Source organism: Neorhizobium sp. PAMB6630 (genome assembly GCF_058242775.1).
In genome coordinates this window covers 936520-952750 of the sequence record NZ_CM177836.1, presented here as the reverse complement: position 1 = coordinate 952750, position 16231 = coordinate 936520, and the positions used below count along the sequence as shown (strand labels likewise).

General features: G+C 61.0%; 21 protein-coding genes. 13 read left to right on the top strand and 8 right to left on the bottom strand.

What is annotated here, in order from left to right:
• Positions 1-118: 118 nt before the first annotated feature.
• The 3 genes from AC4CWF_RS04455 to AC4CWF_RS04445 all read right to left on the bottom strand — a co-directional run bounded on the left by AC4CWF_RS04455 (position 119) and on the right by AC4CWF_RS04445 (position 2923).
• The gene (locus AC4CWF_RS04455; protein WP_491283933.1) at positions 119-919 is read right to left on the bottom strand and encodes an inositol monophosphatase family protein; all 801 of its coding nucleotides are present in this window, start codon (positions 917-919) and stop codon (positions 119-121) included.
• Positions 920-1097: 178 nt separating this feature from the next.
• The gene (locus AC4CWF_RS04450; protein ID WP_491283932.1) at positions 1098-2261 is read right to left on the bottom strand and encodes a tetratricopeptide repeat protein; all 1164 of its coding nucleotides are present in this window, start codon (positions 2259-2261) and stop codon (positions 1098-1100) included.
• 8 nt (positions 2262-2269) lie between these two features.
• A complete protein-coding gene (locus tag AC4CWF_RS04445; protein WP_491283931.1) occupies positions 2270-2923 on the bottom strand; it encodes a thiamine phosphate synthase in 654 nt (217 codons plus the stop codon).
• A gap of 197 nt (positions 2924-3120) precedes the next feature.
• On the opposite strand from AC4CWF_RS04445, the gene AC4CWF_RS04440 reads away from it, so the two are divergent.
• Together AC4CWF_RS04440 and AC4CWF_RS04435 are read left to right on the top strand one after the other, a co-directional pair.
• Positions 3121-3897, top strand: a complete 777-nt coding sequence (locus AC4CWF_RS04440; RefSeq protein ID WP_491283930.1) for a sulfite exporter TauE/SafE family protein — start codon at positions 3121-3123, stop codon at positions 3895-3897.
• An 84-nt stretch (positions 3898-3981) separates the two neighbouring features.
• Positions 3982-4242, top strand: coding sequence for an ArsR/SmtB family transcription factor (locus AC4CWF_RS04435; protein ID WP_491283929.1), 261 nt, complete (start codon positions 3982-3984; stop codon positions 4240-4242).
• A 194-nt stretch (positions 4243-4436) separates the two neighbouring features.
• Here AC4CWF_RS04435 and AC4CWF_RS04430 read toward each other — a convergent pair whose 3' ends face one another.
• Complete coding sequence (locus AC4CWF_RS04430; RefSeq protein WP_491283928.1) at positions 4437-4613, bottom strand: YdcH family protein; 177 nt, start codon at positions 4611-4613, stop codon at positions 4437-4439.
• Between the two features lie 375 nt (positions 4614-4988).
• On the opposite strand from AC4CWF_RS04430, the gene AC4CWF_RS04425 reads away from it, so the two are divergent.
• The 7 genes from AC4CWF_RS04425 (at position 4989) to AC4CWF_RS04395 (ending at position 9753) form a co-directional block, all read left to right on the top strand.
• Positions 4989-5192, top strand: a complete 204-nt coding sequence (locus AC4CWF_RS04425) for a YdcH family protein (protein WP_210105600.1) — start codon at positions 4989-4991, stop codon at positions 5190-5192.
• Between the two features lie 50 nt (positions 5193-5242).
• The gene (gene purE / locus AC4CWF_RS04420; RefSeq protein WP_491285209.1) at positions 5243-5710 is read left to right on the top strand and encodes a 5-(carboxyamino)imidazole ribonucleotide mutase; all 468 of its coding nucleotides are present in this window, start codon (positions 5243-5245) and stop codon (positions 5708-5710) included.
• Positions 5707-6765, top strand: coding sequence for a 5-(carboxyamino)imidazole ribonucleotide synthase (locus AC4CWF_RS04415; RefSeq protein WP_491283927.1), 1059 nt, complete (start codon positions 5707-5709; stop codon positions 6763-6765). The genes purE and AC4CWF_RS04415 overlap by 4 nt, the downstream gene beginning before the upstream one ends.
• Before the next feature lie 146 nt (positions 6766-6911).
• Positions 6912-7037 carry a type B 50S ribosomal protein L36 gene (gene ykgO / locus AC4CWF_RS04410; protein ID WP_062279996.1) on the top strand — a complete coding sequence of 42 codons (126 nt, stop codon included), beginning with the start codon at positions 6912-6914 and terminating at the stop codon, positions 7035-7037.
• 111 nt (positions 7038-7148) lie between these two features.
• Positions 7149-7769 (top strand): hypothetical protein, encoded by a 621-nt coding sequence (locus AC4CWF_RS04405; RefSeq protein ID WP_491283926.1) that lies wholly within the window; start codon positions 7149-7151, stop codon positions 7767-7769.
• A gap of 46 nt (positions 7770-7815) precedes the next feature.
• Positions 7816-8808 (top strand): alpha/beta fold hydrolase, encoded by a 993-nt coding sequence (locus AC4CWF_RS04400; protein ID WP_491283925.1) that lies wholly within the window; start codon positions 7816-7818, stop codon positions 8806-8808.
• 330 nt (positions 8809-9138) lie between these two features.
• Positions 9139-9753, top strand: a complete 615-nt coding sequence (locus AC4CWF_RS04395; RefSeq protein WP_491283924.1) for a LysE family translocator — start codon at positions 9139-9141, stop codon at positions 9751-9753.
• A gap of 48 nt (positions 9754-9801) precedes the next feature.
• On the opposite strand, the gene AC4CWF_RS04390 is transcribed toward AC4CWF_RS04395, so the two are convergent.
• Positions 9802-10362, bottom strand: coding sequence for a pyridoxamine 5'-phosphate oxidase family protein (locus AC4CWF_RS04390; RefSeq protein WP_491283923.1), 561 nt, complete (start codon positions 10360-10362; stop codon positions 9802-9804).
• Here AC4CWF_RS04390 and AC4CWF_RS04385 point away from each other — a divergent pair.
• Positions 10267-10485, top strand: coding sequence for a hypothetical protein (locus tag AC4CWF_RS04385; protein WP_491285521.1), 219 nt, complete (start codon positions 10267-10269; stop codon positions 10483-10485). The genes AC4CWF_RS04390 and AC4CWF_RS04385 overlap by 96 nt on opposite strands.
• Before the next feature lie 7 nt (positions 10486-10492).
• Here AC4CWF_RS04385 and pyk read toward each other — a convergent pair whose 3' ends face one another.
• Both pyk and AC4CWF_RS04375 read right to left on the bottom strand, forming a co-directional pair.
• Entirely contained in the window at positions 10493-11932 is a 1440-nt protein-coding gene (gene pyk, locus AC4CWF_RS04380; RefSeq protein WP_491283922.1) for a pyruvate kinase, read from the bottom strand.
• A complete protein-coding gene (locus tag AC4CWF_RS04375) occupies positions 11932-12363 on the bottom strand; it encodes a DUF1036 domain-containing protein (RefSeq protein WP_491285207.1) in 432 nt (143 codons plus the stop codon). Before AC4CWF_RS04375 ends, pyk begins: the two co-directional genes overlap by 1 nt.
• A gap of 228 nt (positions 12364-12591) precedes the next feature.
• On the opposite strand from AC4CWF_RS04375, the gene AC4CWF_RS04370 reads away from it, so the two are divergent.
• From AC4CWF_RS04370 to AC4CWF_RS04360, 3 genes are all read left to right on the top strand, one after another.
• Positions 12592-13383 (top strand): N-formylglutamate amidohydrolase, encoded by a 792-nt coding sequence (locus tag AC4CWF_RS04370; protein WP_491285205.1) that lies wholly within the window; start codon positions 12592-12594, stop codon positions 13381-13383.
• 24 nt (positions 13384-13407) lie between these two features.
• Positions 13408-13713, top strand: a complete 306-nt coding sequence (locus AC4CWF_RS04365) for a DUF1244 domain-containing protein (RefSeq protein ID WP_491283921.1) — start codon at positions 13408-13410, stop codon at positions 13711-13713.
• Between the two features lie 94 nt (positions 13714-13807).
• Complete coding sequence (locus tag AC4CWF_RS04360; protein ID WP_491283920.1) at positions 13808-14080, top strand: DUF2312 domain-containing protein; 273 nt, start codon at positions 13808-13810, stop codon at positions 14078-14080.
• Positions 14081-14170: 90 nt separating this feature from the next.
• Here AC4CWF_RS04360 and AC4CWF_RS04355 read toward each other — a convergent pair whose 3' ends face one another.
• On the bottom strand, positions 14171-15952 hold the full coding sequence (locus AC4CWF_RS04355) for a peptidoglycan L,D-endopeptidase MepK (RefSeq protein ID WP_491283919.1): 1782 nt from the start codon (positions 15950-15952) through the stop codon (positions 14171-14173).
• Positions 15953-16231: the final 279 nt, after the last annotated feature.

The following is a 16231-nucleotide window of genomic DNA, read 5'->3' as shown; positions in this document are numbered from 1 at the left end:
TACAACGCGGCGGAAGCTAGTGCAAAAATGAGACGAATTGAAGTGATGGGCACTCGGAAATCGACGCAATGCCCAAGGCTTTCATCTTTCATTCACCCTGTAACGGATGAATACGCGATCAGCGGGTCGGCACCGGGCGGTTGCTGACCTCGAGAAGCTGCTTCTGGATCAGCTCGTTGCCGGCCACCACACTTCCCTCGTCCATCATGTCGTTGCCGCCCTTGAAATCGCTGATGAAGCCACCGGCTTCGCGAATGAGGATAAGGCCGGCTGCCATGTCCCAGGGGGCAAGGCCGACTTCCCAGAAACCATCGAGACGACCGGCCGCCACATAGGCAAGATCGAGCGAGGGCGCACCGAAGCGGCGAACGCCGGCCACTTCGCCCATCACATGGCGCAGTTCCACCAGGAACTTGCCGTGGTTGCCGCGACCGAGATTGGGGACACCGCACCCGATGACGCAATCGGACAGAACGCGGCGGGCGCCAACGCGGATGCGGCGATCGTTCAGAAATGCGCCGCCGCCCTTTTCAGCGGTGAACAGCTCATCGGTTGCCGGGTTGAAGATCACGCCGGCCACCACTTCGCCATTACGCTCCAGCGCGATGGAGACGGCAAACTGCGGAATGCCGTGCAGGAAGTTGGTCGTGCCATCGAGCGGATCGACAATCCAGCGATGCGCACCGTCGGTGCCCTTTTCCTCTTCACCCTCTTCGCCGAGGAAACCATAGGTGGGGCGCGATTTCATCAGCTCGTCATGGACGATCTTCTCGGCCTTCATATCCGCCTGCGAGACGAAATCGCCCGGCCCCTTCACCGATACCTGGAGGTTCTGCACTTCGCCGAAATCGCGAGACAATGACTTGCCGGCCTTGATGGCGGACTGAACCATGACATTGAGAAGGGCTGAACGAGCCATTGGGGGTTCCTTGCGGGTATAGGGCGGGTGTCCCTGTCGAACAGGAACGAACGTCGATCTGAACTTTTATGAATAGGCGCGTTCAGAACCACAAAACCGGGGATAATTCAAGTGACGCGACCGGATAAGGCCGCAATGGATGGCATTACGGTGAACGGCCGGCAGCAAAGGCGCCGGTTCAGCCGCGCCGGAAACGGTTTGCGGCATCGATCGCCTGCTTCTGCTGGTCCTCGTTGATGCCGAGATAGAAGTCCTCGAGAACGGGATCAGCAAGGCCGGCGCGGCGAGACAGAACATACCATTTGGCCGCTTCGACCGGGTTGGGGCGGGTGCCGAGCGCGTTGATGTAGAGATGCGCAAGCTTGTTCTGCGCCACCACATTGCCGCGGGTGGCAGCAATCCGCAGCCATTCGAAACCCTTGTCGTAGTCGCGCGGGCCGCCCACACCATTGACGAACCAGATGCCGGCATCGAGCTGGGCGGTGTCATACCCGGCCTTTGCGGCGCGGATCAGCCATTCGCGGGCCTTTGCCTTCTTTTCCGGCGCAATGTCCTTGATCGCCTCATAAAGCTGGGACACCGCATATTGCGCATCGGCCACGCCCTGCTCGCCGGACTTTTCGTAAAACGGCAGAGCCAGCTTCAGGCCTTTTTCGCCGGGATTGTCGGCAACCAGGATCTGGCCCCAGTTGAACTGGGCCGATGCGTTGCCGGCATCTGCGGCGCGGCGCATGTAATCGTCGGCCTTCGTCTTGTCGCGCTCGACATTGCGTCCCTCCATCAGGAGAAGCGCATACTGGAACATAGCTGCCGGATCGCCGCGTTTCGCCGCCTCGCTGTACCAGAAGGCAGCGCCCTTGGGATCATGAACAATGCCAAGGCCGCGGGTCATCATTTCCGCCACCAGCGTCTGGGCGGCGGCATCGCCGGCCTCGGCGCGCGGCAGGGCCTTGTTCAGAGCCGTCACATAAAGACCGCGCTGATAGGCGCCGTAGGCCTCGTCAATTGGGCCCTTGTAGGGTTTTTCCGGAGGAACCGGAGGAAGGGCCGTGCCCATACGCTGGTAAAGCGTCACACCGGAGGACGGGTAAGGGTCATCGCCGGGGCGGGCAGCCTTGTCACCGGTCGCACCGGCTGCGGCACCATTGCCGGCATCCTTCTCTTTTGCGGCATCCCCGGCGGCAGCCGGCGCCTTGCGCAGAAGATCGGCGCCTTCAGGTACGGGGCGGGTGACCGCGCGCTCTGATCCTTGCGCCTGCGCCGGGCGCACCCCTTCCTGCCCGCCGGCCAGGCAGGCGAGAAAAACGGCGGGGGCGATGAGCAGGCGGGATCTGAGGCGCATGCCGATCTTCAAGCGTCAAACCGTGGCGCTTTTTCGTCCAACAGTGCGTTGATTTCAGAGATTGCGGCCGCAGTGCCCGCCGGATGATCGAAAACGGCCAAGCGAAGGGCGACAAACTCGGCGCCGGTTTCGGCCACCTGCAGCACGGAGGCGATATCGGTGCCGCCCATCACGATGCAGGGGATCTCCACCATCGAGGCCCACCATTCGCCAAGCGCCAGGTTCTTCGGATGGGCATCCGGCTTGATATCGCCGTCGAGCTTGCCGAAAAAGATGTAATCGGGACGCGCCTCGCCCACTTCCAGCGCCGTGTGACGGTCGGCGGCGGAGCCCGCGCCGACGATCATCTTCGGCGTGAATTTTTCAATCGCCTCTGCCAGCTCCTCGACCTTGCCGACAATGTGGAGACCGTCCGCCTTGGCGCGACCGGCAACCCGGCTGTCGCCGGCAACAAGGGCAGCAGCGCCAGCTTCCTGGACGATGGCCACCAGCTTTTCCGCGCGCTTCTGGAAGGACACCTCGTCCAGGCCGTATTGCGGCACGATGACCGAGGCCACGTCGCCGCCGCGCAAGGCATGCTCCAGCTTTTCGGAAAGAGCTGCATCGTCTTCAGCATCGGGCACGATCAGCACGAGGCGGCAGCGGTCTTCCGGAAGTGTCATGGCGTGTCCAATCTGGCAGGTCTCTGGCCGGGGATCTGGCCAATATCATGTCTGTGTCTATGGGTCTGCGGCGCCTTGACCGACTGCATGTCTTAAAATGCAGGCTCGATCCGGTTTGGGGCTCGTCATCCCGTCCTAAGTCCGATAGACCGGTCCGGCCTTCCGATCAACACCCTAGACTTGCCCCCTGGCGCTCCATGCTCGGCTTTGCTCTCCCCAGTCTCACCTTTTTTGCCGCAGCCGTCCCGGCTGTTGCGTTGGTCGGCCTTTCCAAGGGCGGCCTTGGCGGTGCGTTCGCGCTGATCGGCGTGCCGCTGATGGCGCTGGTCGTCAGCCCCGTCGATGCAGCCGCCATCTTCCTGCCGATCCTCATCGTGATGGACATGGTGGCGCTCTACGCCTGGCGCAAGCATAACGACCGCAAGCTGCTGCTTGCCTTCCTGCCCGGTGGCATGGTGGGCGTGGCGCTCGGCTGGGCGACATCGGCTTATGTGCCGCCGGATGTGCTGCGCTTCGTCATCGCCGTCTCGATGATCCTGTTTGCCCTGCGTTATTTCTATCAGGTCTACGGCCCGAGCAAGGGCGAACTGCCCGCCCCTGCCGGCCATCGCACCGGGCCTGCACTGTTCTGGGGCACGCTCTGTGGCTATGGCAGTTTCGTGGCCCATGCCGGCGGCCCGCCGTTCCAGATCTATGCGCTGCCGCTGCGGCTTGACCCCAAGGCGTATACGGGCGCCAGTGTGCGGTTTTTTGCGCTGGTCAACGCCATCAAGGTCATTCCCTATGTGGCGCTTGGCGCACTCGACACGAAAAACCTGTCGATTTCGCTGACGCTCCTGCCGGTCGCCCTTGTGGCAACCATGGCCGGCGCCGTGATCGTGCGGCGATTGAAGCCGGAGGTGTTTTATCCGCTGGCGTATGGATTAGGACTGCTGGCCGCGCTCAAATTACTTTGGGATGTGATGCCTTTCTAAAAAATACAACTAATTTTGCTTTGGATGCTGCGGCGCACAAGAATAGTCTTGCCGCGATAAACTTCCTCGCGTAAGTTGCATCCCATGACGACAATCGATCCATTTTCCGCTATTGCTGATCCAAACCGGCGTTACTTGCTGGAGGAGTTGAGGCGTGCCCCGCGCACAGTCAACCAGCTGGCGGAAGGCCTGCCGATCAGTCGGCCCGCAGTATCGCAGCACCTGAAGGCGCTGCTCGACAGCAATCTGGTCACGGTGACGGCCGAGGGCACAAAGCGCATCTATGCGTTAAACAGCAAGGGCTTCCAGAAGCTCAACCTCTGGCTCGATCAGTTCTGGTCCTGAAGGATTGTCTGGACGTGGGCGCTTGCGAGCTGAAAGCATTGGCGCGCCGGCCAGCCTTCAAATCAGACGCGCGCCGGAACGCACGAAACTTCCCAAAATAAAACCGCCGCCTCGTGTGGCGTCTGGCCTTGAGCGGGCGGCGGCTGGGTTTGGTCAATAACGCATGCAAGAACTCATAGGCTCTCGTCGAAAGGTCAGTGGCGTGTGTCGCTCCTCAACCGCTCCATCTGATCCTTGATGCGCAATTTGCGGCGCTTCAGGTCAGCGATTTCCTTGTCATCGGAGGATGGGGACGCAAGAATAGTCTGAAGCTCCTCCTCAAGAGCACCATGCTTCTTTTCGAGCGATGCGATATGAGCCTGTATGGTCATGTGGCACGTCCTTCCCTTTTTTCCTGCCACCGGCTCTCCGTGAGCCCGTGGCTTCAGGTTTGCAAAGGAATTGTGACACGATCCGATGGCTTTGTCGAAGGCGAAATCGTGACATCTCCGCGGCAAATCGGTGCGCGTGTTTAAAGACAGATGAAGGCTTGGAAAATTCTTCGCCTGCCCTGCCTCGCTTGAGAACACTGCGAAGCATTTACCCAAAGTGACATTAGGCGTTGATTAATCGGCGCGTCTCTGGCTCGAATGGGGCGGAGATTTGCCGCCCATCGCTCTAGTCGTTCACACGGTTTGATGGTAGGAGCTTGCGGGCATTCCCCGGCGAGACAAAGACCGGAATGAAGACAAGGGGACACGGGATCCATGGCTGATCAGGAACAGGCGGATATCAGGCTGACGCTGGCGCGGCTGCGCCAGGAACACGAAGACTATGACGCCGCCATCAATGCCATGATCCAGACAGGCTGCGAGGCGCTGCGTATCCAGCGCATGAAGAAAAAGAAGCTCGCCATCAAGGACAAGATGACGCAGCTCGAAGACCAGATCATTCCAGACATCATCGCGTGACGACAGAGGACGTGAGCTTGCTGCAAGAGAGACCGCCCGTTGCCATCATCATGGGAAGCCAGTCGGACTGGGAGACCATGAAGAACGCCGCCGACACGCTGGATGCTCTCGATGTCGGTTATGAAGCGCGGATCATATCCGCCCACCGCACGCCGGAGCGCATGGTGGCCTTTGCCAAGGGCGCACGCGCAGAAGGGTTCCAGATCATCATTGCCGGAGCCGGCGGTGCTGCCCACCTGCCCGGCATGGTGGCGGCACTGACGCCGCTTCCGGTGTTTGGCGTTCCCGTGCAATCGAAGGCCATGTCCGGTCTCGACAGTCTTTATTCCATCGTGCAGATGCCGGCCGGCATTCCTGTCGGAACGCTTGCCATCGGCCGCGCCGGCGCGGTGAATGCCGCGTTGATCGCTGCGGCCGTTCTTGCCCTTTCCGATGACGACCTGGCCGACCGGCTGGACGATTACCGCGCCCGCCAGACGGCCGCTATTGCAGACTATCCCATCGACGAGGCGCCATGACGCTCAAGACCCTTGGTATCATCGGCGGCGGCCAGCTGGGCCGCATGCTGGCGATGGCCGCCGCCAGGCTTAATTTCCAGACAGTGATTCTCGAACCGCAGCCGGATTGTCCGGCAGCGCAGGTGGCGAACCGCCAGATCGTTGCCGCCTATGACGATCCGGCAGCGCTCGATGAACTCGCCGCTGCCTGCGACGTGATCACCTACGAATTCGAAAACGTGCCGGTCTCGGCCGCCATGCATCTCTCAGCCTCGCGCCCCGTCTATCCGCCGGCCAAGGCGCTTGATGTGGCGCAGGACCGATTGAGCGAAAAACGTTTTCTCAACGGCTGCGGCATTGAGACGGCCCGCTTCCATGCGGTCGACAGCGATGCGGATCTTGTCGCAGCACTTGCCGATTTCGGCGGCCAAGGTGTGCTGAAGACACGCCGCATGGGTTATGACGGCAAGGGTCAGCGCGTGTTTCGCGGCCCCGGCGACAGCGCCGACGGCGTCTTTGCCGCGATGGGTAGCGTGCCGCTGATTCTCGAAAGTTTCGTGGCCTTCGAGCGCGAAGTGTCCGTCATTGCCGCCCGCGCCATCGACGGCACGGTCAAAAGCTTCGACGTAGCCGAAAACGTTCATCGCAACGGCATTCTCCATACCTCCACGCTTCCGGCGAGAATCACTGCCGAGACGCAGGAGATGGCCAGAACAGCTGCCGAACGGCTGCTGTCGTCGCTCGATTACGTCGGCGTCATCGGCATGGAATTTTTCGTGATGCCGGATGGGACCTTGATTGCCAACGAGATCGCGCCGCGCGTTCACAATTCCGGCCACTGGACGGAAGCGGCCTGCGTGGTCTCGCAGTTCGAGCAGCATATTCGCGCCGTGATGGGGCTTTCGCTCGGCGATCCCGCCCGTCATTCCGATTGCGTGATGACCAATCTCATTGGCGACGACATGAACGACGTGCCGCAATGGCTGGCAAAGCCCGATGTGCTCGTCCATCTCTACGGCAAGAGCGAGGCGCGTCCCGGCCGCAAGATGGGCCATGTCACACAGCTTTTGCGGTGAAATGCCTTGGCTGCCAAGGCAGGCGCGGTTGACAGGCAGGTGGTGAACCTGTATCAGCCTCCCATCCTAAAGGGGGTGCCCATGGCATCCTTTGTTTGTCAGAGACATGAGTGGCCCAAGCGCCCTCGATACCGCGGATCAGAACAATGAAGATCAAGAACTCGCTTAAAGCGCTTAAGGCCCGTCACCGCGATAACCGCCTGGTTCGCCGCAAGGGTCGCGTTTACATCATCAACAAGGCTAACCCGCGTTTCAAGGCTCGTCAGGGCTGATCGGCGGTCGAACCGGCATGATCTTGTTATCGCCGGCTCCTGAAGATCACTTTCTCGAAAACCTTCGAAATTTCGGTTTCCACTAGAGCGCATGCGGATTACCTTATCTGCATGCGCTTTTTCCGTTTCCCCCTCGCGATTCTTCTGACCAGCCTTGCGGCCTTGGCCCCTGCCCTTGCGCAGGATCAAGGTTCTGAAAGCGCCAAGCCGGCGCCTACAGAAGCACCGGCTGCCGCCAACGCGCCTTCCGCCCATGCCACGCAGCAGACGCTGTTTGACGCCCTGAAGCGCGAGCGTGATGCCGACAAGGCCCGCAGCATCGCCCAGCAGATCGTCTCCAACTGGCGACAGTCCGGCAGCGCCACGGTCGATCTCCTGATGCAGTGGGCGTCCAAATCCGTCAACGACAAGAACAATGGTGCAGCGCTCGATTTTCTCGATCAGGTGACGGTGCTGCAGCCGGATTATGCGGAAGCCTGGAACCGGCGCGCCACGCTGCATTACACGATGGGTGACCTGCGCAAATCCATGGCCGACATCAATCAGGTTCTGCGCAAGGATCCGCGATATTTTCCAGCCATTGCCGGCATGGCGACGATCCTCACCGATTCGGGCGAGGATGCGCTTGCCCTGAAGGCATGGGAGCGTTATCTCGCGATTTATCCCGCCGACCGCGATGCCCAGGAGAATATGCTGAAACTCTCCGACAAGCTCGCCGGCAGCCGCACCTGAGGCGCATCCCCTGTCTTATATCCTGATTTCCCTTGCCATTCTCGCCATGCTGCTTGCCGCTGCCTTTGGCTTTACCGCCTATGAATCGGCAAAAATCGAGCGCGAATTTCCCAATACCGGCACGCTGACCGATATCGGCGGCTACAGCCTCAACGCGCTCTCCGTGGCGCCGGGGCAAAATCCGGACTTGCCACCCATCGTTTTCATCCACGGCGCCAGCGGCAACCTGCGGGACCAGGAGGCCGCGTTTCGCGCACCCCTTGAGGGCCGTGCCGAACTGCTGTTCGTTGACCGCCCCGGCCACGGTTATTCCGAGCGCGGCGGGCCGGAAAATGATCTTCCCGATGGGCAGGCGGATGCCATTGCGCGCCTGATGGAAAAGCGTGGAATCGCCAAGGCGATCATCGTTGCGCATTCCTTTGGCGGTGCGATTGCCGCAAGTTTTGCGCTCACCCACCCCGACAAGGTGATCGGCACGGTCTTTCTCTCAGCTGCCACGCATCCGTGGCCGGGCGGCATAGACTGGCATTACCGGCTGACGGCAACGCCCATCATCGGCTGGCTGTTCAGCCACACGCTGGTCATGCCGGCGGGCATGATGATGCTGGACCCCGCCACCCGCGGCGTCTTCCGCCCCAACCGCCCCCGCGAGAATTATCTTGAAGACGGCGGCCCCGCTCTTGTGCTGCGCCCGGAAACCTTTCGCAACAACGCTAAGGATGTCGCAAACCTGCTCTCCTACGTGACGCGCGTTGCGCCGCGCTACACGGAGATCAAGAGCCGGGCTGTGATCATCACGGGTGACCAGGACCCGATCGTTCTCGCCAATATCCACTCGACCGGCCTGAAGCGCGATCTGGAGCATTCCGAACTGATCTGGGTAAAAGGCCTTGGCCACAAGCCGGATTACGTCGTGACCGATCTTGCCATCGCCGCGATGGAAAAGCTGGCGGGCCAGGACCGCGACCTGCAGGCAATTGCCGACCTTGATGAAAAGCGCCTTGCCGCGGAAAATCTGACGCAGGCGCAGGCCGAGTAAGCGAAGTAAACGCAGTCAGCGTAACAAGAGGGCGGCGGCAACGGTCGCCAAAGAAAAAAGAGGGCGAAATCGGCGCCCCTAACCGAGATGCGGAATCCAGGCAGATACGGGTGCCGCCCCCTTGTAGAATAGGTGTTTGGGGCGGTTTATCTTGCGGGAAATATCGCCTTGAAGCATTCTGCACCCTCACCTGGCGCAGCATGCTGGCTTTTGCGACCTTAAAAAATTCAACCGCAAACCGACGCTGTCATTGGGTTGTTTGCGACTGCATAGAAGAGCGGTCATTGATGGGCTATGATTTTTTCTAGGTCAGACTAACCCGAGGACGCCATGGAATTCATGTCTGTTGCCATCTTTGCCGGTGCGCTGCTTCTCAATGCGGGAACGCCAGGCCCGAGCATCGCCGCGCTGGTATCGCGTGTGATGACCAGCGGTTGGCGCGACGTTATTCCTTTTGTCGCTGCCATGTGGATTGGTGAGGTGATCTGGCTCACGATGGCGATGGCTGGACTCACCGCGCTGGCGCAGACATTTCAATTCGGTTTTCATGTCCTGAAGTGGCTCGGCGTCGCCTATCTCTGCTGGCTGGCGTTCAAGATGTGGCGCACGCCGGTGGGCGAGGCTGCTGACGATCTTCCTCGACGGGCTTCGCCCTTGTCCATGTTCGGTGCGGGCATGGCGCTTACCTTGGGCAATCCGAAAATCATGGTGTTCTACCTTGCCCTTCTGCCGTCCCTGGTCGATCTTTCGGAGACGGGAGTTCGGGAATGGGCCATCCTCGCCGCCGTCACGCTGATGACGCTGGCCGCGATCGATCTGACCTGGACCTTCCTTGCCCACAAGGCGCGGCTTCTGTTGCGAACCCCTCGTGCCACACGGATTGCCAACCGGATTGGAGCCGTCGCTCTGGGCGGGGCAGCCGCGGCTATCGCAACACGACATTAATCATCGAGATAAGAGAAGCGCGCCTGTGGACTTGCCGGTCCGTGTGGCTCAGTCGTCCTCGCCAAACAGTCCGGTCGGCAACCCGTCGAGGCTGATGCGATTCTTTTCCCGCCAGTACTGCTCGATGCCATCGGTGCCTTTGGATCGGGCCCAGGCATCCATTTGCGGACGCTCCTCCCGGTAGTCGAAGAGCGGCACCCCATAACCGCAGGATGTCTGGACCATGTGGATATCGAGATGGACCATCTGGCGCGCGCCAAGCGGCGCATTGTCGTTGAAATGCTGCGCAAGCCGTGCGGCAAACTCAGGATCCTCCCGGTGAATGACCCGGCCCGTTCCGTAAAGGCGCATGATCAACGGCGGGCCATCCACGGTACAGAACATGATCGTCAGGCGACCGTCTGCCTTCAGGTGTGCTGCGGTTTCATTGCTGCTTCCCGTTCTGTCGAGATACATCACGGTGGTGTCCGACAGGACCCGGAACATGTCCGTGCTTCGCGGAGACACATTCACATGGCCAACGGGTGCAGCCGATGCGGTGAAAAACAGATGCTGGTCGGCAATGAACCGAACATGATGATCATTCAACTGCTGGAATTGTTTTGCCATAGCTGTGCCGAGAGTTTCTCTGGAATGGATCGCGTGCCAAAGCCTCCTGAGCGTCTAGGATCAGCCGAGACCGCTTCAACAGACAACAAAAAAGGGGGCGAAAACGGCGCCCCCTTCTTTTAATCCGGTGTCAGACGCCCGACTGGCCGTCGGGGCCGATATAGGCGATGCGCAGCATGTTGGTCGCACCGGGCGTGCCAAGCGGCACGCCGGCCGAAATGATGACGCGGTCGCCCGGCTTGCCGAACCCTTCGGAGGCAACGATGCGGCAGGCCTTGTTGACCATGTCGTCCATGTCCGCCGGCTCTTCGGCCACCACGCAGTGCAGGCCCCAGACGACCGACAGGCGACGGGCTGTCTGGACGATGGGCGACAGCGCGATGATCGGCACCTGCGGGCGCTCGCGGGCGGCGCGAAGGCCGGTCGTGCCGGATGAGGTATAGGTGACGATGGCCGACAGTTTCAGCGTTTCGGCAATCTGGCGGGCAGCGAGCGAAATCGCATCGGCGCCGGTTGCTTCCGGCTGCGGGCGCTGCGCGTAGATGATGTTGGAATAATACGGGTCTTTTTCGACGGTGCTGGCAATCGAGGCCATGGTCGAGACGGCTTCGACCGGATACTGGCCAGAGGCCGATTCGGCAGACAGCATGATCGCATCGGCGCCTTCGAAGACGGCCGTTGCAACGTCGGAGACTTCAGCGCGCGTCGGAACGGCGGCGGTGATCATCGATTCCAGCATCTGTGTGGCAACGACCACAGGCTTGCCGGCACGGCGACATGCGCGGGTCAACTGCTTCTGCAGGCCGGGAACCGCTTCCAGCGGCATTTCGACGCCGAGATCGCCGCGGGCGACCATCAGCGCATCGGACAGCTCGATGATTTCCTCGATACGTTCGATGGCCTGCGGCTTTTCAATCTTCGACATCAGGCCGACGCGGCCGCGCGAGATCTTGCGCACTTCGGCCAAATCCTCAGGGCGCTGCACGAAGGAGAGAGCGACCCAATCCACCTCGTTGGTGGCAAGCACGGCGTCGAGGTCCAGGCGGTCCTTGTCGGTCAAGACGCCGACGGCGAGCAGCGTATCGGGAAGGCTCACGCCCTTGCGGTCGGAGATCGAGGTGCCGGAGACGACCGTGGTGACGATGCTCTTTCCATCGCATTTTTCAGCGCGCAGGTGCAGCTTGCCATCGTCGATCAGCAGGCGGTCGCCCGGCTTCACCGATTCCAGAATTTCCGGATGCGGCAGGAACACGCGGTTGGTGTCACCAGGCGCTTCGTTATTGTCGAGCGTGAAGGTCTGGCCGGCAACCAGCGTGACCTTAGTTTCGGCAAATTTGCCGACGCGCAGTTTCGGGCCCTGAAGGTCGGCCAAAATGCCGATCGGGCGGCCACAGCGGGCTTCGACAGACCGGATGCGGGCGATCAATGTGCGCATCACGTCATGGCTGGCATGGCTCATGTTGATGCGGAACAGATCGGCGCCGGCCTGATGCAACTTCTCGATCATCGCCTCTTCGGAAGACGCCGGTCCGAGGGTTGCAAGGATCTTTACTTTGCGGTTGCGCTTCATCAATTCTGGCCTTCTTGCGTACCCGGTGTATCAGACAGCTGGACCATCCAGCTTCCCTGACGACCGGTGTCATATTCCTTGAAACCCATGCGCTGGAAACCGCGGGCAAAGCAGTCCCCGACGCCGGTGATCTTGAACTCGTTTTCGGCGACGCACATGTTGACGTCGCCGGTCCAGCGGCCGCCGCGTGCGGCATCCTCCGCGTAGAGATAATAATAGCGAGACTGCAACTCGCCCTCGATCAGCGTGGCGCAGCTGGAGGCGGGAACCTGCCACCAGCCTTCCGAAATCCATCCCTCGCCGGCGCGGTAGCCAATGGCCACCCCGACAAGGTTCTGCGTGCCGTTGCACACACGAAAATCAGCATGCGCGACATCGGCAATCATGACGGCGGGAACACTGACAAAAGCAAACGCAAGCGAGGGCAGCAATTTCAGCGATATCTGGGACAATAGACTTTTCGACACGGCTTCCGCTGGGACTCCATGAGAGATCATATGCACTGTCTTCGCCTGCCGTCGGTGGAAAGTCAATGAAATCTAATCGATTATAAGTGCGTGGTTACCGGTTGACTTCATCAGACACGCGCTTGCGCGGGGGGCCTCTGGCATGCGAACAGCATGGGTTAGAGACATCTTAAATCAGGCAAGCGGATGGCGATGCAGACTTTCAGTTCGCATGAAGTGATACACGGCAATCGTGACAGCGGCATGGTGCTTCTGGGTGACCATGCGATGAACCGGCTGCCACCTCGCTATGGCACGCTCGGGCTTGATGCGAGCGCCTTTGAGCGTCACATCGCCTACGATATCGGCGTCGAGGGGTTGACGCGCCAGCTTGCCGAGCGCCTTGGCGTTCCAGCCGTCATCTCCTGCTTTTCGCGCCTGTTGATCGATCCGAACCGCGGTGAGGACGATCCGACGCTGATCATGAAGATCTCCGATGGCGCGATCATCCCCGGCAATCATCCGATAACGCCGGACGAATGGCAGCACCGGCTGGACACCTATCACCGGCCCTATCACCGTGCCGTGGAAGAGGAATTGCAGGCGGTGGCGCAGGCAAGCGGCAAGGCACCGCTGGTTCTGTCGCTGCATTCCTATACGCCGGCCTGGAAGGGCATCCCCCGCCCCTGGCATGCGGCGGTTCTGTGGGACACGGACGACCGGGCGGTTCTGCCGCTTCTCGATCTTCTGCGCCGCCCCGGCGATATCCTTGTGGGAGACAACGAACCTTATGATGGTGCGCTGAAGGGCGATACGATGTATCGTCACTGCATGGAAAAAGGTCGGGCGCATGCGCTTCTGGAAGTGCGCCAGGATCTGATCGGCGACGCAGACGGGATTTCGGCCTGGGCAGACCGCCTCGCGCCGATCTTTGCCGAACTGAACGCGGATCCTCGCCTTCACGACACGCAACTCTTTGCCTCGCGCACCGGGCCTTACGCCTGACAGACGCGGCAGAAGGAGATTTCGATGACAGACTTGAGCGAACAGCAGCGCATGGAACTGGAGGCGGCAGCCTTTCGCCGGTTGGTGCAACACCTTCGCGACCGAACCGACGTGCAGAACATCGACATGATGAATCTGGCCGGCTTCTGCCGCAACTGCCTGTCCAACTGGTACCGCGAGGCGGCCGAGGAAAAAGGCCTTTCCGTCAGCAAGGACGCCGCGCGCGAAATGGTCTATGGCATGCCCTACGAGGACTGGAAAAACCTGCACCAGGCCGAGGCCGACGCCACACAAAAAGCGGCATTTGCCCTCAACACCCCGCACAAATAAACCACGGCGCATGCGAAACGCCTTGACCTTGCCGGGACTTCACGGCAGGTGACACCACTCACACAGATCGCCCTTTAAGAAACAGGAGACCCCGATGTCTGATGCTGCCCACGGCGTCGCCCGTGACCAACTCCGCGCCTTTGTCGAGCGCATCGAACGGTTGGAAGAAGAAAAGAAGACCATCGCCGACGACATCAAGGACGTCTATGGCGAAGCCAAATCGATGGGCTTCGACACCAAGATCCTGAAAAAGGTCATCGCCCTTCGCAAGAAGGATGAGCAGGAGCGGATGGAAGAGGACTTGATCCTCGACACCTATCTCGCCGCTCTCGGCATGGTGCTGGCGCCTGAAGAAGAAGCCGCATAATCGTCTTTTAAAACTCTGCGCATACGAAAAGGCCCGCCGCTCACATCTGAAACGGCGGGCCTTTTCTGTTTTATCTGGCAGATATGAGCCTTACGGCTTCACCTGGTTTGCGCCGCTGAAACGGTTGGGGTCTACCGCCACGGCCGCCGAGACCGGCCGGAAACCGCCGCTATAGGCTGCGGAATATTCGCTGTTCAGGGCGCGGGTGATCAGGCGCGGCGCCTTCATGGAGGCGACGGCTTCGGTGCGATTGTTGGCGCTTGCCCATTGGGCCAGCATATGGCCGGTCAGCACCTTCGGCCCGGGCGTTGCCGGATTGCCGCCAAGTTTGGTGACCGCGCCGCCCTTCACCACCCTGGTCGGGCCGGGTTTTGCAGCGGGCTTCGGCGTATCGAAACCGTCGTTGAACACCATGGCGCCGCTTGCCGCAGGGCTTGGCGAAGCCGACGCCATCTGCATCGGCTTTTCAAGCCGGGCGGGTTTTTCAACAGGCACTGCCGGGGTTCTCGAATAGTCGGCGCTTGCCGCAAGGCTTGCCACCAGTTCCGGCGTCAATTCACGCTGTTCGGAGGCAGATGCTACGGCTGGCGGCGGCGCAGGTGGCGCAGCAGACAGGCTGGCAGTCCGGGCTGCTGCCGGGGCTGCAATCTCCGGCCGGTGGGCCGGCACCGGAATGGCGGCCATCAACATCGGATCGCCTTCGACCGGACCGGCAGACGCGGTCATCAGGCCGGTTGCCTCCGCATCCCCCTTGAGGCCACGCGGGCCGAGCAGGGTCGGAACGGGAATGCTCATGCTGGCCAGATCGACGAAGGTTTCACCCGGCGCGTCCGGACGCGCCATCGGCAGAACCGGGGTGGCCGGCAGGGCCGCCTGCAGCGCATCCTGGGCGGCATTGCGCGGTGGCTGGTAAAGCGCGGTCGCCAAAGCGCCCTGCGATTGCGGGCCGGCCTGCAATTGCTGGAGATCCGGGCGCGAAACGGGAACGGGGGCTGCAACATTCGGCATGGCGGGTGCTGCAGACGCCACGGCAACGGGCGCCTCTTCGTCGGGTTCGGCAGCAACCGGAGCTGGCGGTATATTGCGTTGGGCCCTGGCGACGGGTGCTGCAACCGATTCGGAATCTTCCTCCTCGTCGGCACCGCCGCCAAACAGCATGGCCGCCAGCGTGTTCTGGCGTTTTGCGCGCGTCGCCGTCGAACCGCCTGCCGTGCTGGCCAGCTGGATGGAGTCGGAGGAAACGCGGCGTTTGTAATCTGCAACCGCCTGCTCATAACCCGGCAGCGGATTGCCATCGGCCGGCAGGTGCATGGTATTGCCCTTGGGGAAAAGCTGCACCAGTTCCTGGCGCGACATGCGCGGCCAGGCGCGCACGCCGCCCACATCCAGATGCACAAAAGGCGAACCGGAGGTCGGATAATAACCGACGCCGCCCACCTGCATCTGCATGGCAATGCCGCGCAGGGTGGCCAGCTTCACACCGGGAATGAAAAAGTCCATCGCCTTGCCCAGCATGTGCTGGCTGCTTTTTGCAACGCCCTTGGTGCGCGAGCGCAACATGCCGTTGGTGGCTGGCGAGCGATACGCGGAAACGACGTGGATGTAATCGGTGGCACCGGAACGGCGATAGACTTCCCAGACGAGATCGAAAAGGCGCGGATCCATGCGCGTTGGCTCGTTGCGGCGCCAGTCGCGCAGGAAGCGGTTGATTTCCTGCAGGCCCTTGGGGTCATACCGCCCGTTGCGCTTGAAGGTGATCTCAGCCCGTTCGCCGGTGTGGACGAAATAAAGCTTCAACGTGCGTGTTTCGCCGGCCGCTGCCGCTGTGGATGCCGGAACGGCGACCGCTGACACGATGAGTGCCAGCGACATGAAAACAGCGGCTATACGCTTGACGAAAGACCGGACCATGCGCGCCAGGGGACGCCGTCCGTTGTCACCCGTAGGCGTTGAATGTGCATACTGATACGGCAAGTCGTTCCCCGTCTGATTGACAGCATCCGGTGCTGCCTCACATGACCGTGAATTGCGTTTACACGATGGCAAATGTGCCACACATGCACACGCGCTACTTTCTTAGTCAATAAATGACTACCGAAAGGTTGACGAGGTGTAACAAAACATACTTGCCTGAAAATTAACAGACCCGCA

What these genes read in the sequence shown, in the direction of transcription:
- AC4CWF_RS04355 (WP_491283919.1), bottom strand. Translation starts at nt 15,952, where the DNA reads ATGTCGCTGGCACTCATCGTGTCAGCGGTCGCCGTTCCGGCATCCACA.
- AC4CWF_RS04370 (WP_491285205.1), top strand. Translation starts at nt 12,592, where the DNA reads ATGCAGACTTTCAGTTCGCATGAAGTGATACACGGCAATCGTGACAGC.
- AC4CWF_RS04430 (WP_491283928.1), bottom strand. Translation starts at nt 4,613, where the DNA reads ATGACCATACAGGCTCATATCGCATCGCTCGAAAAGAAGCATGGTGCT.
- AC4CWF_RS04435 (WP_491283929.1), top strand. Translation starts at nt 3,982, where the DNA reads ATGACGACAATCGATCCATTTTCCGCTATTGCTGATCCAAACCGGCGT.
- AC4CWF_RS04405 (WP_491283926.1), top strand. Translation starts at nt 7,149, where the DNA reads ATGCGCTTTTTCCGTTTCCCCCTCGCGATTCTTCTGACCAGCCTTGCG.
- purE (WP_491285209.1), top strand. Translation starts at nt 5,243, where the DNA reads ATGGGAAGCCAGTCGGACTGGGAGACCATGAAGAACGCCGCCGACACG.
- pyk (WP_491283922.1), bottom strand. Translation starts at nt 11,932, where the DNA reads ATGAAGCGCAACCGCAAAGTAAAGATCCTTGCAACCCTCGGACCGGCG.
- AC4CWF_RS04400 (WP_491283925.1), top strand. Translation starts at nt 7,816, where the DNA reads ATGCTGCTTGCCGCTGCCTTTGGCTTTACCGCCTATGAATCGGCAAAA.
- AC4CWF_RS04455 (WP_491283933.1), bottom strand. Translation starts at nt 919, where the DNA reads ATGGCTCGTTCAGCCCTTCTCAATGTCATGGTTCAGTCCGCCATCAAG.
- AC4CWF_RS04360 (WP_491283920.1), top strand. Translation starts at nt 13,808, where the DNA reads ATGTCTGATGCTGCCCACGGCGTCGCCCGTGACCAACTCCGCGCCTTT.
- AC4CWF_RS04425 (WP_210105600.1), top strand. Translation starts at nt 4,989, where the DNA reads ATGGCTGATCAGGAACAGGCGGATATCAGGCTGACGCTGGCGCGGCTG.
- ykgO (WP_062279996.1), top strand. Translation starts at nt 6,912, where the DNA reads ATGAAGATCAAGAACTCGCTTAAAGCGCTTAAGGCCCGTCACCGCGAT.
- AC4CWF_RS04450 (WP_491283932.1), bottom strand. Translation starts at nt 2,261, where the DNA reads ATGCGCCTCAGATCCCGCCTGCTCATCGCCCCCGCCGTTTTTCTCGCC.
- AC4CWF_RS04415 (WP_491283927.1), top strand. Translation starts at nt 5,707, where the DNA reads ATGACGCTCAAGACCCTTGGTATCATCGGCGGCGGCCAGCTGGGCCGC.
- AC4CWF_RS04395 (WP_491283924.1), top strand. Translation starts at nt 9,139, where the DNA reads ATGGAATTCATGTCTGTTGCCATCTTTGCCGGTGCGCTGCTTCTCAAT.
- AC4CWF_RS04445 (WP_491283931.1), bottom strand. Translation starts at nt 2,923, where the DNA reads ATGACACTTCCGGAAGACCGCTGCCGCCTCGTGCTGATCGTGCCCGAT.
- AC4CWF_RS04390 (WP_491283923.1), bottom strand. Translation starts at nt 10,362, where the DNA reads ATGGCAAAACAATTCCAGCAGTTGAATGATCATCATGTTCGGTTCATT.
- AC4CWF_RS04440 (WP_491283930.1), top strand. Translation starts at nt 3,121, where the DNA reads ATGCTCGGCTTTGCTCTCCCCAGTCTCACCTTTTTTGCCGCAGCCGTC.
- AC4CWF_RS04385 (WP_491285521.1), top strand. Translation starts at nt 10,267, where the DNA reads ATGGCCAACGGGTGCAGCCGATGCGGTGAAAAACAGATGCTGGTCGGC.
- AC4CWF_RS04365 (WP_491283921.1), top strand. Translation starts at nt 13,408, where the DNA reads ATGACAGACTTGAGCGAACAGCAGCGCATGGAACTGGAGGCGGCAGCC.